The sequence below is a fragment of the Pseudomonas sp. EB271-G4-1 genome, assembly GCF_058791355.1.
This window is the reverse complement of record NZ_JBYTEO010000010.1, coordinates 1-14854: the sequence shown is the minus strand read 5'-3', so window position 1 is coordinate 14854 and position 14854 is coordinate 1. Positions and strand designations below refer to the sequence as shown.

13 protein-coding genes are annotated in these 14854 nt (G+C 54.9%); 7 read left to right on the top strand and 6 right to left on the bottom strand.

From position 1 onward, the window contains the following. Positions 1 to 100 precede the first annotated feature (100 nt). Complete coding sequence (locus tag AC3WWR_RS07300; RefSeq protein WP_401314348.1) at positions 101 to 1081, bottom strand: DNA-binding protein; 981 nt, start codon at positions 1079 to 1081, stop codon at positions 101 to 103. Between the two features lie 176 nt (positions 1082 to 1257). Between AC3WWR_RS07300 and AC3WWR_RS07295 the strand changes: the two genes are divergently transcribed. The 4 genes from AC3WWR_RS07295 to AC3WWR_RS07280 all read left to right on the top strand — a co-directional run bounded on the left by AC3WWR_RS07295 (position 1258) and on the right by AC3WWR_RS07280 (position 3925). Next, positions 1258 to 2166 (top strand): site-specific integrase, encoded by a 909-nt coding sequence (locus AC3WWR_RS07295; protein WP_401314349.1) that lies wholly within the window; start codon positions 1258 to 1260, stop codon positions 2164 to 2166. 460 nt (positions 2167 to 2626) lie between these two features. Further along, entirely contained in the window at positions 2627 to 3127 is a 501-nt protein-coding gene (locus tag AC3WWR_RS07290; protein WP_492598581.1) for an AAA family ATPase, read from the top strand. Continuing rightward, a complete protein-coding gene (locus AC3WWR_RS07285) occupies positions 3127 to 3570 on the top strand; it encodes an AAA family ATPase (RefSeq protein ID WP_492598580.1) in 444 nt (147 codons plus the stop codon). Before AC3WWR_RS07290 ends, AC3WWR_RS07285 begins: the two co-directional genes overlap by 1 nt. Then, positions 3563 to 3925 carry a histone-like nucleoid-structuring protein, MvaT/MvaU family gene (locus AC3WWR_RS07280; RefSeq protein ID WP_492598579.1) on the top strand — a complete coding sequence of 121 codons (363 nt, stop codon included), beginning with the start codon at positions 3563 to 3565 and terminating at the stop codon, positions 3923 to 3925. The genes AC3WWR_RS07285 and AC3WWR_RS07280 overlap by 8 nt, the downstream gene beginning before the upstream one ends. 99 nt (positions 3926 to 4024) lie before the next feature. On the opposite strand, the gene ydiJ is transcribed toward AC3WWR_RS07280, so the two are convergent. The 4 genes from ydiJ to AC3WWR_RS07260 form a co-directional block, all read right to left on the bottom strand. After that, the gene (gene ydiJ, locus AC3WWR_RS07275) at positions 4025 to 7078 is read right to left on the bottom strand and encodes a D-2-hydroxyglutarate dehydrogenase YdiJ (RefSeq protein ID WP_401314419.1); all 3054 of its coding nucleotides are present in this window, start codon (positions 7076 to 7078) and stop codon (positions 4025 to 4027) included. 145 nt (positions 7079 to 7223) lie between these two features. After that, positions 7224 to 7862 (bottom strand): RraA family protein, encoded by a 639-nt coding sequence (locus AC3WWR_RS07270; RefSeq protein WP_401314353.1) that lies wholly within the window; start codon positions 7860 to 7862, stop codon positions 7224 to 7226. A gap of 33 nt (positions 7863 to 7895) precedes the next feature. After that, complete coding sequence (locus tag AC3WWR_RS07265; RefSeq protein WP_401314354.1) at positions 7896 to 8870, bottom strand: hydroxyacid dehydrogenase; 975 nt, start codon at positions 8868 to 8870, stop codon at positions 7896 to 7898. Positions 8871 to 8879: 9 nt separating this feature from the next. Beyond that, the gene (locus AC3WWR_RS07260; protein ID WP_492598578.1) at positions 8880 to 10220 is read right to left on the bottom strand and encodes an MFS transporter; all 1341 of its coding nucleotides are present in this window, start codon (positions 10218 to 10220) and stop codon (positions 8880 to 8882) included. Positions 10221 to 10388: 168 nt separating this feature from the next. On the opposite strand from AC3WWR_RS07260, the gene AC3WWR_RS07255 reads away from it, so the two are divergent. Further along, positions 10389 to 11939 (top strand): IclR family transcriptional regulator domain-containing protein, encoded by a 1551-nt coding sequence (locus AC3WWR_RS07255; protein ID WP_492598577.1) that lies wholly within the window; start codon positions 10389 to 10391, stop codon positions 11937 to 11939. A 150-nt stretch (positions 11940 to 12089) separates the two neighbouring features. Here AC3WWR_RS07255 and AC3WWR_RS07250 read toward each other — a convergent pair whose 3' ends face one another. Further along, positions 12090 to 13007, bottom strand: a complete 918-nt coding sequence (locus tag AC3WWR_RS07250) for an IS5 family transposase (RefSeq protein WP_492598576.1) — start codon at positions 13005 to 13007, stop codon at positions 12090 to 12092. A 600-nt stretch (positions 13008 to 13607) separates the two neighbouring features. Between AC3WWR_RS07250 and AC3WWR_RS07245 the strand changes: the two genes are divergently transcribed. Together AC3WWR_RS07245 and AC3WWR_RS07240 are read left to right on the top strand one after the other, a co-directional pair. After that, positions 13608 to 14474 carry a LysR family transcriptional regulator gene (locus AC3WWR_RS07245; RefSeq protein WP_492598575.1) on the top strand — a complete coding sequence of 289 codons (867 nt, stop codon included), beginning with the start codon at positions 13608 to 13610 and terminating at the stop codon, positions 14472 to 14474. Between the two features lie 91 nt (positions 14475 to 14565). Further along, entirely contained in the window at positions 14566 to 14799 is a 234-nt protein-coding gene (locus tag AC3WWR_RS07240) for a hypothetical protein (RefSeq protein ID WP_492598574.1), read from the top strand. The last annotated feature ends 55 nt before the right edge of the window (positions 14800 to 14854 follow it).

The window sequence follows — 14854 nt, the reverse complement described above, 5'->3', positions numbered from 1 at the left end:
GGGGCTGTCTATGGAGCACAGGGTATTTGGCTGCCGATACCTTGGGGCAGTTCAGCGGAAGCCGAAATGGCGAACGGAAGGAGCTGGGGTACAAAAAACCTCAATCGAGGTCGGTCGGCGCTGATCTAGCCAGGTGCTCCACCAGCGTCTGCAGCTGGTTAATGTGGAGAGTTCGGGCCCGCAGCTCACGTTGGGCCTGTCGCTGTTTGAGCAACTGCTGCTTGGTCTTCTCGCGCAAGACCGTGAGCTGGTGGGCAATGGTCTGCAATTGTCGCAGATCGCTCTGATGTTCGAACTCGGCGGCCTGCACCTGCTCCTGAGCTGTTTGCAGGGCCTGTTCCAGGCGGCGCATCTCCTGATGCTGGCGCGACTGCTCGCCACTCATTCGCTCCAGGTCACGATACAGCTGGCTTAATTCTTCCTGTTTGCTGAGCAACTGGTCGCGGTTTATCCGTGCTTCACGCTGCAACTGCTGGAGTTGCTGATCGTGGCGTTGGATTTCCTGTTCGCGCTGCAACAAGTGCTGTTCCCGATAGTGGTCCAGGGCGTCCTGAGTAAGACGGTGTTTGCCCTCCAAAGAGAGGATCTGTCCTGCCCGATCCTCCAGCAGGCGCAGTTGCTGTTCATGGGCCTCCTGCAAGCGCTGACGTTCCAGCTCACACGCCTGTAACTGGCCACTCAGGGCCTGTTCGTGGACCAGGCCTGCCTGTCGGGCTTGAACCAGGGCGGCGTGAGTCTGTTGCAAATGCTCCAAATGCGCCGCTTCCACCTCCCGTTGTTGCCGGGCCGCCAGTTGCTGACGGTCGAAGGCCGCTCGATCGGTCGCCAGCGCCTCTTCGGCTCGCTGTTGGATGCGCGCGCCTACACTGGCGATATAGCGACTGAGCTCTTCATCCAGCGGCATCTCCGGCGCTGGCGCCTCGGCTTCCCCGAGCTCCTTGAGGTAGCGCTGGATGGTGGTCTTCGAACCGGTATTGCCCAGCTCCACGCGCACAGCGTCGATGCTGGGGTGCAGGCCGCGGGCGAGCAGGGCGTTGCGTGCAATCTTGACCACCGCCTTATTGATGCCGCCGCGCGCCATGGCTAGGTCTCCGACGATTTCGTGGTGTTTTACGCAGTATGGAAGTACAGGTGTACAAAAGCCCGTATCGCAGCGGGCGGGGCGACGAAATAACTCTGGAGAATGCCGATTTCTCCGGAGTTATGCAGGATTTTTTGAAAATGGGGCTTTTTCGCGGTACGCGAGGAGGAACTTTCATGACTGACCCGGCGGATCGTTATTTACGGCCCGTGCAGCGCGACAGCACCCAACGTCGGTATCAGGGGGTGCTGAGCTATTTCGAGCAGAGTTGGGGCGCTTGCTTGCCAGCGTCCGGCGACATGGTGGTGCGGTATCTGGTGGAACATGCCGAAACGTTGTCCAGCAGCACGTTGGGCCTACACTTGGCCGCGCTCGCGGAGTGGCATCAACGCCACGGCTTTGACGATCCCACCAAAAACGTCAAGGTGCGCCAGGTGCTGCGCAACATTCGCGCGCAACACCCACGCCTGGTCAAACAGGCCGAGCCTCTGCCGTTGATCGAGCTGGAGCGCTGCGTTGCCGGCCTGCAGGAACGGTTCGCCAATGAAAACCCAGTGGCACGGCTGCGTGCCTACCGTGATCAGGCGTTGATTTTGATGGGTTTTTGGCGGGCATTTCGCGCCGATGAACTGTGTCGACTGCGGGTGGAGCACAATACGTTATGCAGCGGAAAACAGCTGGAGGTGTTCCTGAGCAGCAGCAAAACTGATCGAGAAAATCGAGGGCAGGTGGTCGTGTTGCCGGCATTGAGGCGATTGTGTCCGGTGCAGGCCTACGAGGACTGGCTGTCGATCAGCGAACTGCAGGATGGGCCGGTATTTCGTCCCATCAACCAGTGGGGGCAAATCAGTCCGCAAGGCCTCAAGCCCGATGGCGTGACCTATGTGCTGCGCGAGGCGTTTGCTTGCAGCGGTCTGGATGGTGCGGCCTATACCGGGCATTCATTGCGCCGAGGATTTGCGACCTGGGCGAACAATGACAACTGGAGCACCAAGCAACTGATGGACTATGTCGGTTGGCGGGATGTGAAGTCGGCCATGCGTTACATCGATACCACCGCGCCCTTTGGAGACCTGCGCCGTTAGCGGTGTAGGTGGTTGAATAACCCTGCAACATGCGCTGGTGAGGCACTGCTGGATGAGCTGTCAGTGTCACGGCGCTAAGTGTCTGTATCCGGTGCGGGCGTATGAGGATTGGCTATACCCCAGTCATTCTCTCCAAGAAAAATCACGATCGGTGGCGCTCCAAGAGCGGTTGTTCACGCTCTGGATTGAATGACCAGTCCTCCTGACGTCAGCTCGACTGAAAATGTCGGGGAAGACCATACGCTGGATCACTATCGACAAACTCACCGACAACTGACACGGACGGTGCAGGAGATGCGGCGTCCGGTACGCCAGTGCTGGGATTGTTCCTGCACCAGTCACAACTTTGCCGCTAATGGCCTATGTACATCTCCAGGGTATTTAACGACATTGGTCAGTATCACCAGGCGCGCGCAAGCCAGCGCACGTGCCGAGCGTTAAATTTAAGGGATGAAATTTAGTGTATCTGAGACAGCTAGAGATCGAGTGCTTCAAGAGTTTCGGTAGGCGTTTCACGATTGAGTTTCATGCAGGGCTGAACGTGTTGGTTGGGGAGAACGGCGCGGGCAAAACAGGTGTGATCAATGCTTTGCGCCAGCTTTTTCAGGATTCGGAGTCGGGAAAACGTTCGGTCAATGAACGCGATTTCCACAAGTCATTCGAGCTGGACGCCGTGCCTGCCTCCAGTTTCGCCATCCAGGCGATTTTCGGCGACCTCAGTGTCTGCGAGAAAATAGCGGTCGACTCTTGGCGTGGCGAGCAGGACGAAGCAGTGCTCAATTTAACTGTGCTTAACCGCGAAATGCGCGGCCGTTACAGCCAGGAGCTCGGGGGCGGAGCCATCAGGACGGGGATATTTAATCAACAGACGTTGGACCTGATTCATTGCATCTATCTGCCCCGCTGCGCGATGCGGAGCAGAAGTTGCGGGAGGGACGACAGTCAAGGCTCACCGGGCTGATGAAGGCGTTGTGCAAGGACCAATTACAGGCGTGCGCCAAGAGCGGAACGTTGCATCCGCTTGAAGTGAAGGTCGCCGACTTCAATTCACAACGGGCGAATGCCCTGATTTCCAGTAGCCTGCGTGCAGCCCTCGGAGAAAGGCTGTCGCAAAACACGACGATCCAGTTTTCAGAGTCCAACTTCACCAGGATCGTCGAAGGTTTACGTTTGCTGTATTTTCCCAATGGATCACCAGCCGAACTGTCGCAGTTCCGCTCGCTGGATGAGAACAGTCTGGGCTACAACAATCTGCTCTATATCGCCTCCATCCTCGCCGAATCGATCGTCGAAGATGGTGAGGGCCCGGAGCGAACACTGCATAAGCTGCTGTTGATTGAAGAGCCGGAAGCGCACCTGCATCCGCAACTGCAGATTATCATTGTTATGCAGTGCCATGTCTAAGCTCGCAGAATTCCGTCAACTCGAAAAACATCTAGCCGAGCAACTCCAGGCCCTCGAAGCTTTAAAGGGTGATGCCGGTCTGAAGCAAGAAATCGAATTCGAAACGAAGCTTCGTGCATTGCTTGCCAAGTACGGCTACAGCTTGAAAGACGTGATTAACCTGCAGGATCCACAAGCAGGCCGTCGCGCTCCAGCACTAGAGTCTAAGTCTGGCAGCCGTAAACCACGCCAAGTGAAGGTCTATAAAAAACCTCACACCGATGAAGTCGTCGAAACCAAGGGCGGCAATCATAAGATGCTGAAAGAGTGGAAAGCAGACGGCTCCGCAACTGTCGAGTCCTGGCTGACCAAATGAGTTTGGTTTGAGTACAAGAGGGCCCTTCGAGGGCCTTTGCATTCCATACGAGAGATGCGGTTGAACTGCCTCATGCGAATGACATGAGATAGCGTTAACTTAGTGATTTTTCTCCCGCACGACAGCGAGAAGAGCCTGCAGCGGGTGCAAAATCGTCACACCATCCTTGCGTTTAACTTGGCTACGGCAAGAATACCCATCCGCCAACAGGCGCCCCGAACGGTTGAATTTTTCTACCAGCGGGCTCCAAGACTGACCGTAGATAATGTCAGACATCTTCGCGTTCTGCGTCTCGTGTCCATACGTGCCAGACATGCCGCAGCATCCGCTGGCTTGAACGTTCAGTTGCAGCCCCATTCGCTCATAGACTTGCTGCCAAAGGCCGATACTGCTCGGCTCATTTGTCTTTTCAGTACAGTGGGGAAGGAAGTAATACGGGGCGGCGTCTTTGACAATTTGAGCCTGTGGAAGCGCACCGGCGAGCCACTCCTGAGGTAGTAATACGGTGGGTGCTTTATCGCCGCCCAGTGTCTTCGAATATTCCTGGCGATACACAAGCGTCATCGCGGGATCGAGTCCTACAAGCGGTATTTCGTAGCGCTGAAGCTGACCAAGAGCTTCGCTGTTGTAATGAGCTGCTTTTTCAAACGCTTTTATAAAACCTTGCACCTGAAGAGGTTTCCCATTGGGCGCGAAGGGGGCAATGTAAACCTGGTAGCCAAGCCTTGAGACCAGTTCGATCCAATCCGATAGCACAGGGGTTTCGAAGTAACGGGTAAAAGCATCCTGGACGAGGATTACGCTGCGAGCGCGCTGTTCATTCTCCAGTGTCAATAGAAGTTCAGGGGTGGCGATTTCAACACCCCATCGACGGCATACAGCGTCAAAGTCCGTCATGCTGAGCAAAGGGCTATCGACCATTCCGGCCACATGCTCAAGGATGAGCCGGACGGGGCTAGCACCCATGACGAAGTTGTACAGACGCGGGAAGCGTGCGATGTAGGGAATCGTGTATTCCAGCGAGCCGATCAGGTAGTCCTTCAGCGGGCGCAGATAGCGGCTGTGATACAGCTCTAGAAACTGTGAGCGGAACTCGGGCACGTTGACCTTGACTGGGCATTGCCCTGCGCAGGATTTACACGCCAGGCAGCCAGCCATTGCCTCGTAGACTTCGTGGGAAAAGTCTTGCTGGCCCATCTTTTGGGCGACTGTGTTCACGGCTCGTCTTGCGATGCCTGCGACATTGCTGGTTGATCGTATTTGATTACCGGCAGCCACTGCATCAATACCGTGCTGGCCCTGCAGCCTCAGCCATTCGCGAATCAGCGAGGCACGTCCTTTAGGTGAATGCACCCGATTGCGCGTGCCCTTCCAGGACGGACACATGGCGTCGTCAGGATCGAAGTTATAGCACGCGCCGTTCCCGTTGCAGTGCAATGCGGTGTCGTAGCTGCGCCAAATCCTTTCATCAATGGTGCGGTCGAGCTCACCGCGTAACGTTACTTCGTCAACGCGTGTCAGCCGGGTGTCAGGCCGTGTTTTCGGTGTTGCGATTTTACCGGGGTTGAGCTGATTCCAAGGGTCGAACGCCGCTTTCAACTCCTGCAGGGCCGGGTAAAGTTCGCCAAAGTAATCGGGCACATATTGGGATCGCAATCCCTTCCCGTGCTCGCCCCACAGCAAGCCGCCGTGCTTTTGAGTTAAGGCTGCAACCGCGTCGGAAATGGGACGGATCAGGGCTGCCTGGACGGGGTCTTTCATGTCGAGAATCGGTCGTACATGGAGTACACCAGCGTCGACATGGCCGAACATGCCGTACTGCAATTCATAGCTGTCCAGCAGCGCGCGGAACTCTTGAATGAAGTCAGCAAGATTTTCCGGCGGTACAGCGGTGTCCTCAACGAAGGGCTGCGGCCTGGCTTCACCCTTGACGTTGCCCAACAACCCAACCGCGCGTTTACGCATCGCATAGACGCGCTTGAGTGCATCGGCGCCAATGGCGAGCGTGTGGCCCAGCCGCACCACGGACGTATCGCGCTGCAGGTGCAAGACGAAATCATGAACGCTTTGCTGGACGGCGACTTCGTCGTCGCCACTGAACTCAATGAGGTTGATGCCCAAGGTCGGTGTGCTTGGATCTTCTGGGAAGTATTCGGCGACGCCGTGCCAGACAATGTCCTTCATCGCCAGCATCAGGACTTTTGAGTCCACGGTCTCAATCGATAATGGTCTAAGCAGCATCAACGCCTTTGCATCACGCAACGCGTCCATGAAGCCTGCATAACGGACGTTGACCAGGATCGAATACTTCGGGATCGGCAAGACGTTGAGTTTGGCTTCAACAATGAAACCCAGCGATCCTTCGGAGCCGCACAGCACACTGTTGAGGTTGAACCGGCCACCCTGCTCGCGAAGATGCGCCAGGTCATAGCCGGTGAGGCAACGGTTCAATTTCGGAAAGGTACGTTCGATCAGATCGGCCTGGTTATCTGCAATGCCTACAGCGCATCGATAAACCTCACCGATCCGATCCTGACGCGCAGTTTCTTGCACCAGAGCGCTTTGACCCACCACGCCGCTGTGGAGTAATTCACCGCCAAGCAACACCGTAGAAAGCTCCAGCACGTGGTCACGGGTTTTGCCGTAGGTGCAACTTCCCTGTCCACTGGCGTCAGTGTTGATCATGCCGCCAATCGTTGCCCGGTTGGAAGTGGACAATTCCGGCGCGAAGAACAGTCCGTAGGGTTTAAGCGCAGCATTTAACTGATCCTTTACCACGCCACTCTGAACGCGCACCCAGCGCTCTTCAGCATTGATTTCAAGAATGCTGTTCAAGTGACGTGACAGGTCGACGACGATGCCGTCGGTCAGCGACTGGCCATTGGTTCCCGTTCCGCCACCTCGTGGTGTCAAGACAACAGCTCGATGCTCGGGATCAGCCGCCAAGGTCGCGAGAATCTCTACGTCCTTAGCATCTACGGGGAATACGGCGGCTTGAGGTAGACGCTGATAAATCGAGTTGTCTGTTGCAAGCACCATCCGCTGGCCATAGCTGTGGGCGATATCTCCCCGGAAGCCCGCTATAGTGAGCTGCTTCAGAAATTCGTCGTAGTTCACGCTTTGATTTTTGGACGGAAGCAACCGGGCGATCATGATAAAAACTCCAACCGGCATGCGGCTTTTCTGACTGACTACGTGTTGGCGGTAGGGGAGGTGCGATGCCCGTGGGCATGTTTGGATGATCAAGTGACATCTAAGGGAGGTTTGATAGCACCTCCCTTGCAAACGTCGACGACCCTCAACGAATGCTCGCCCTGACTTTCTCTCTAAAACTATTCTCGATCCCATCTTGGATCTTGAGCTTGCCGGCGAGCGATGGAACCAAGTGGCGGCTGATAACGATGATTCCGTCTTTGTCCCCCAAAATTGCGTCGCCCGGGTTGCACACTACATTGCCGCACGCGACAGGCGCCCCGACCTGTCCAGGGCCGTACTTGGATGGGCCGGCTGGATTCACAGCCCGCGCATAGGTCGGCAGCCCCATGACGCTCAGCTCCTCCACATCTCGAACTGCGCCGTCGATGACCACAGCTGCGACTTCGCGGGCAAGACAAACCTCACCCAGCAGATCACCAAAAACAGCACGGTTAGTTTCACCGTTGCCATTAATCACGAGAACATCACCTGGCTTGGCATCGTCCAATGCCCTGTGGATGGCCAGGTTGTCACCTTCCCACGTGAGGATAGGTAGTACCGTTCCGTAGAACGAAGCTTTACCTGCAACATGGTGGATAGCGGAAGCCATCATTCCCATGCGCTGCAAAACATCGCCAATTAGCGCGACCGGGTAATGCGATATCTCTTTAATTTCTTTAAGGGATGCGCGTTCCCAATCTTCGCTCACTGTGATGCTTTCATCAGATACATTGATAAACATGGTGACCTCGGCGTGAATCCGTTTGATGCGTTATTAGTTGAACGTCTTGGATACAGGTTTGTTGACTGGGTGTAGGGGGGCTTCGCCGTGCAAAACTGCAGAAATCGCCTCTACTGCGCTCATGCCAACGCGCAGCAGTGATTCATTGGTCTGCCCTGCAACGTGAGGTGTGACGAGCAGGTTGGGCAGGTCTGAAACGGGAAAGGTGTTGCAGCTGAACGGGGTGATCATGTCGCTGTTTTCTGCGGCCAGCACGTCGACTCCTGCGCCACCCAGCTTGCCGCTGCGTAGTGCGTCAGCAACCGCCGCTTCATCGATCACTCCACCACGGCTGGTGTTGATCAGGATGGCGCCTGTTTTCATCTTCTCGATTTCAGCCCCGCCAATGAGGTTCTCAGTGCCCGTCTGCAGAGGCACGTGGAGGCTCACCACGTCTGCCTGAGCCAACAAGGTATCGAGATCTACCAAGCGTTTATCGAAGCTCGAATCATAAGCCGGGTCAGTCGCCAGAACCTTCATGCCGAAAGCTTCAGCAACTGGCGCAACGTGCCGACCAATGTCGCCAAATCCAATCAAGCCCAGAGTGCGACCCTCAAGCTCGATACCTGTAAGAGACAGTCGATCTGCCGCCCAAATGTTGTTGCGGGTCTGATCCGTTGCCAGTTGAATCTTGCGGCTAATACCCAGCAGCAAAGCAAATACATGCTCCACAACACTTCTTCTGTTTGCGCCAGGCGTGTTGGTTACCCATACCCCAAGTTCTGCGGCAGCTTTGTAGTCGACGTTGTCGTAACCTGCACCATGGCGCGCGATGATTCGCAGCCTGGGAGAAGCCGCAATCATCTCAGCGGTCAAATGGCCGCCTCTGAGAAAAACCGCGTCTACCTGATTCTGAATCTCTTGGTAAGTGACTGCATTGGCGCCGTAGCCGAGTCGTACCTCGCCTAAGGTAGAAAGCTGCTGCAGGACGTCTTCATGGATCGGGCTGGTGACATAAATTAAAGGCATGATTTGAACTCAGGAGAATTGATGACAGGTGGAGTCAGCAGGGGCATTTTTGCGAACGGTCGAAATGACGATCAGCCCCATCACGCCTGCGGCGCACAAGATGAAGGCAGGCGTAAATTGATTACCGGTTGCACCAATGAGCCATGTCGCCAAGAAGGGGCCAGCTCCTCCACCAATGACGGCTCCCACGCTGTGCCCGAAAGCGACACCTGTGTGGCGGATATGCATTGGGAAGAATTCAGGCATCACTGAGTAGGTGCCGGCTTGGCAAAGCGCGTACGGAATCATGCCCAGTGCCAAACCTGCGATTGCGAGATTGACCGAGCCTTGCTGCATCAGCATGAACGAAGGGATCGACACTACGGCGTAGGCGATATAGGAGTAACGCAGGATGGCCCTTCCACCTTTATAGGATCCCAGCTGACCAGCGAGTGGGATTAGGAATGCGGCCAAAATCACAGCGATCAGGACGATGGTTGATGCCTGTCCCTTGGAGAACCCGAGAATCGAACTGAAATACGCGGCGATGAATACGGTGCCGATGTAGGTGCCAACATTCTGTACCAACGCAATCAAGATTACCTTGGTCAGAGGCATCCGATAGTCGCGAATTAATTCCTTGAACGGCTGGCTTTTCTTGACTTCAGCATCGTCTTTCTTGGACTCGAACTCTGGACTGTCCTCAATGCTCAGCCGCATGTACAAGCCGATGATGCCAAGAGGCAAGGCCAGCAGGAACGGAATGCGCCAGCCCCAGTCGAGCATCTCAGGATCAGTGAGAGTCGCTGCCGCAAGACCAGCAATTGCTGCGGCGAGGCCTTTGCCGAATTGAGCAATGGAAGGCAGGAATGAGATGTACAGCGCTCGCCTCGAAGCTGGCGCCCATTCACGTATGTAGCTCGCGGCGCCACCGATCTCTCCACCGGCGGAAAACCCTTGGAGCATGCGTAATGCGACCAAAAGGATGGGAGCCCACACACCAATCGTCGCGTAGCCGGGTAGTAGACCAATTAGCGTGGCTGCAGCACCCATCAAGGTGATGCTCGCTATCAAGCTTGCACGTCTACCAACTTTGTCACCAAGCCAGCCGAAAGCGATAGCCCCGAGAGGCCGTACCAAAAATGCGGAACCAAACACAAGGAATGTGTTTAGTAGACCCGTTGTCGCATCGTCCGCAGGAAAGAAAACCATTGCCAGGGTCGCAGCAACGTATCCGTAAACGCTGAAGTCGTAGTACTCAACAAACGTCCCGAATACAGCTGCCCTGGTGGCTTTCTTGGCTTTCCTCGTTTGCTCCGTTTCTTCGGCAGGCAGCATGGCAGTCTCCGCCATCACGTTATTGTTGTTCATGGGCACCTCGGAGGTTATCGGACTTTGGCCATTCAAAAAATGGGACACTGTCCTGCTTTTGTTTTGTCTAGCTTCTAGAACCTCGTGATTGTTGTCAACAGTCAGGTGCAATTTGCTGTTGGGCAGCTTTTAACCCCAGAATGGGGGCCCGAAACCTCGATCTAACTAATGATGGCTCAATCAGAACGCTCTATTTCCGCTTCTACGCCCGCTACCCCTGCGTCCAGCCATACCAGGCTGATAGAGGTACTGGACGCACTTGTCAGGAGAGCGGGGGGGGAGCCATGGGGGGTTCGAGAGCTTGCGGCAGAGCTTTCAGAGAGTCGAAGTACCGTTAATCGGATTCTGGTCTCGTTGGTTGAAAATGGTTTTGCCATTGAGGCGGCGATAGGCAAATACAGCTTAGGGCCAAGGATAAGCGTTCTTACGAAAGCGCTTGGCGATGCAAGTCTGCTTCTGGGGTTGAGCGGGGCATCGCTGAGTGAGCTAGCTGATGCTTCACAATGCACTGCACTCATCTCTGTGTACTGCCGTCCGAGTAACGGTTATTTCATAGCTGCCTGCCGCGAAGCCAAAGCTACGCTTACATTCAGGCCTGAACTGGGCGTGATCTTTCCGCTGACATTCGGGGATATCGGTCGCCAGTTTGCTGAATTTATCGAAGCCGATTCATCACCTTCAAATGTGCAAGGTAACGCTGATGCAGACTGCAGTTCGAGGGCTCACGATGCCCTGGGATTGTTATCAGAGGCAGAATTTCCCGGCGCGTTATCGATTGCCACAAGAAGTCTTGCGAATGGGCTGGTCGTTTCAGTTTCTGTGCATTCCGTTGGTAGCGTCGGGTCAAAAAAGACCTCGCAAATTGATGCACATGTACAGCGAGTCGCAGAGCAGATAGAAGTGGCTGTAAAGTCTCGACTGCTGGGCAGCACTCAGCGCGCGCCGGACATATTGATCGAGGAGACGAAGTCCACCGTTACTCGTCTCGAAAGGCTTTTACTGTTGGCCTGCGCATTTCCGGATGGGTTGAAATACTCTGTGGGGTTGACTGATCAACTCTTATGCAATGAGGCGACTGCCAAACGATTGATTCAATCTGGAGTCCAGGCGGGGATTGTTAGTTTATCTGGCTCAACCCTGTTTCCTGGTTCAAAACTCTATCAATGGGCGTCCAGGATTGGCGGCGATCATCGCAACCTCGCTGATCTCACCCGGTCAATTTTGTCAGGATTAGTCCAAGAGACCGGTGAGACAATCGCGTTTCTAGCCTTTGACGAAACCACTGGGAAAGCTGAGTTTCTCGACGTAATTCAAGGATGGCGACCGATTCAGTACAAGCTACAGGTCAACGTGGAAGTACCGCTTTATGCCGGTGCAGCTGGTAAAGCTGTATTAGCTTTCTGTGATCAAAAATTAGTCGATTCTATCGAGCTTGAAAAAATTACCGAGGCAACCATTACTTCTCGTGAGGTGCTCAAGGCGGAGTTGAAAGTCATTCACGATAGAGGCTGGGCCACAGGTGACGGTGAGCGTGTAATCGGCGCATTCGGCTTGGCTGTGCCATTTTTTGCAGACGGTAAAATACGCGGGTCAATTTCGGCCACGATTCCTCAGTACCGCAAAGATGAGCGTAGTCTTCCATCGTTAACTCAGTTGATGCGCGAGGCTACTAAAAAGATAGAGCGACTTCTATCTTTGGGTGTAAACCTGGAACGGTGACCTAGGGATGGTCTGAAGTAGCCATGTGTTTTTGACTGACTTCGGTCACCGCCGATTTTGAAAGTAGTGAGCCGATCCAAACGCTCAGATCACTCACTCATTCCTGGCTTTTTAGCCGCTGCGAGCACCTCGCGGCGGCTATTCCCCACATTACAGGCGCACCTCTCCTGCATTGCTCAGTAAATGTCGGCGGGCCATCCACAGATTCGACAACGCAAACAGCGTCACCAGATGTGCCGTGTTCTTGGCCAGACCACGGAAACGCGTCTTCACATGACCGAACTGGCGCTTGATCACCCGGAACGGGTGCTCGACCTTCGCTCTGACCTGCGCCTTGGCTTTTTCGATCTTGCGCTTGGCTTTGTACAGAATGCTGCGCTGGCCCAGCTTCTGGTGGGTGCTGCGCCGTGCGGCAATCTGCCAAATGACCTGGCGACCTTCATGCTCGGGGCGTTTCTCCACTCCGGTATAACCGGCATCGGCACAGACCACATTTTCGTCGCCGTGCAGCAGCTTATCGACCTGCGTGACATCTGCCACATTCGCCGCCGTACCCAACACGCTATGCACCAGGCCTGACTCTTCATCAACGCCGATATGGGCCTTCATGCCGAAGTACCATTGATTGCCTTTCTTGGCTTGGTGCATTTCCGGGTCGCGCTTGCCATCCTGGTTCTTGGTCGAACTCGGCGCATGAATCAGCGTGGCATCGACGATGGTGCCCTGGCGCAGCGACAGGCCCCGATCACCCAGATAGCCATTGATCACGCCCAGAATCCCTGCTGCCAGCTCGTGCTTTTCCAGCAGGCGACGGAAGTTGAGGATGGTGGTTTCGTCGGGAATTCGCTCCAGGCTCAGCCCAGCAAACTGGCGCAGAATAATAGTCTCGTACAGTGCCTCTTCCATGGCCGGATCGCTGTAGCCGAACCAGTTTTGCATCAGGTGGACGCGTAGCATCGCCATCAGCGGATAGGCCGGACGACCACCATCACCCTTCGGGTAGTGCTGCTCGATCAGAGCAATCAAACCCTTCCACGGAACCACCCGATCCATTTCGATCAGGAACAACTCTTTACGGGTCTACTTGCGTTTGCCGGCGTACTCGGCATCGGCGAAAGTCATCTGCTTCATCGGAAAACTCAGCGGGTGGAATCTGGGTATTTTGCCAAAATCACGAAGTCTTCTTCAGGGTTTCCCTAGCAGGCGACTGCTGAGTCCTGGCTGAGCAAGTGATTTTGGTTTGAGTACAAGAGGGCCCTTCGAGGGCCCTTTTTCATTGTGCGCCAGGCATGGCGCGTTGCGCGCAAGCGCAACCAGCTTGGCTATGGTGGCCACGCTGGTGACTTGGAGGTGAAAGTCCTCTACACACCCGGCAACCGTATGTACGGTGGTGTGAGAGGACGGCGGATGTGAATCCGCCTCCTACTCGATCGAGCAATTCTTGGTTTCTTTTCGGCCATCATGTTCCGACCAGCAGCTTACATAGTCTCAGGGTTTGGCCCGGTTTCCGACGGCAACTGGTAGGTAGGTACATAAAATCTCAGGTTGGCAATGCTGATTTCTCTGACCCCTTCGTGATGAGCGCCAGTTAAACGATAATTTCCAGACGCAAGCGTAGATTCCTTCACGTATTCTCACGACAGATTGGCTGGATTAAGTGGTGTATCAATGTCTTTAAAGGCTCTTCGCTCGCTCATCGCCATTGCCAAGCACGGCAGTTTTGTCAAAGCTGCGGATATTCTCAGCCTTACGCCATCTGCCATCAGCCTCCAGATAAAATCATTAGAGGATGAGCTGCGGGTCTCTTTGTTTGATCGCAGCAGACGTCAGGTCACTCTGACAGAAGCCGGACAGCTCGCTCTAGTTCAGGCGGAAGTCATCCTTGCTCAGTACGACGACATGGCCAATCAGCTCTATGTCGGCCCGGGATTGAGCGGCAGATTGAAAATTGGAGCTATCCAGACGGCCCTTGCTGGCGCACTACCTGACGCGCTGGTCTGGATCAAAAACCATCATCCCAAGCTGCACATCAGTGTGGTATCCGGTATGTCCTCTGAACTCGCTCGCATGGTAGAAGATGGGGGACTAGACGCCGCCATCACTACAGAGCCTGTGAAACCATTCCCTTCAAATTTGCGCGTCACTGTTCTGTACCAGGATCTTTTCTGGGCAGTCGCTGCTGAGCACTTGCAAGGAAGCAGTCTTGTCGATCTGCTGGAGACGCAACCTTTCTTACGATTCGATAAGCGCGCATGGGCGGGTAGAGTTATTGAGCAGGAGCTCAGCAGGATGGGTATTCGAGTCACGGAGGAGATGGAGCTTGATAGCCAGGAAGCGCTCTCTCGTATGGCATCTCGCGGCTTGGGAGTTGCTGTCGTTCCACTGTCTGATGAAGACCTGAAAAAGCTTCAAGGTGTCACGCTGCTGCCTTTTGGAGATCCGCAAATCATCCGCCGTATTGTTCTTTTAGAACACCAAAAAAGCGGCAGGCAGCACCTCACTAGGGTGCTAGCGAAGGCGTTGCGAACTGATTAGTTTTTCTCACCGGTCAGTTAAAAATATCCCGTTTTTATTTAATCATTTCACTCCATACCCTGTCTGTAACTCCAGGCAAGGTATACGTCCCATGAGCATCGCACTTCCTCCACCATCCCCTATCCTGGCTATGGCCAAACGCGCAGATGACCGAAAAGCAGCAGGGCACGATGTCATTGATCTGACGCTGGGCGAGCCGGATTTCAGTCCTCCAGAACATGTCATCGCGGCGGCTCACTCTGCACTAGATGCGCGTAGCTTGGGTTACTCACCGGCTAATGGTTTAGCAGAGTTACGTAATGCTGCGTATTTCGGCCCATCGTGACCGCCCGTTTCGGTACATCGTGACCGACCCTTTCGCTAACGCGTGACCGCTCATT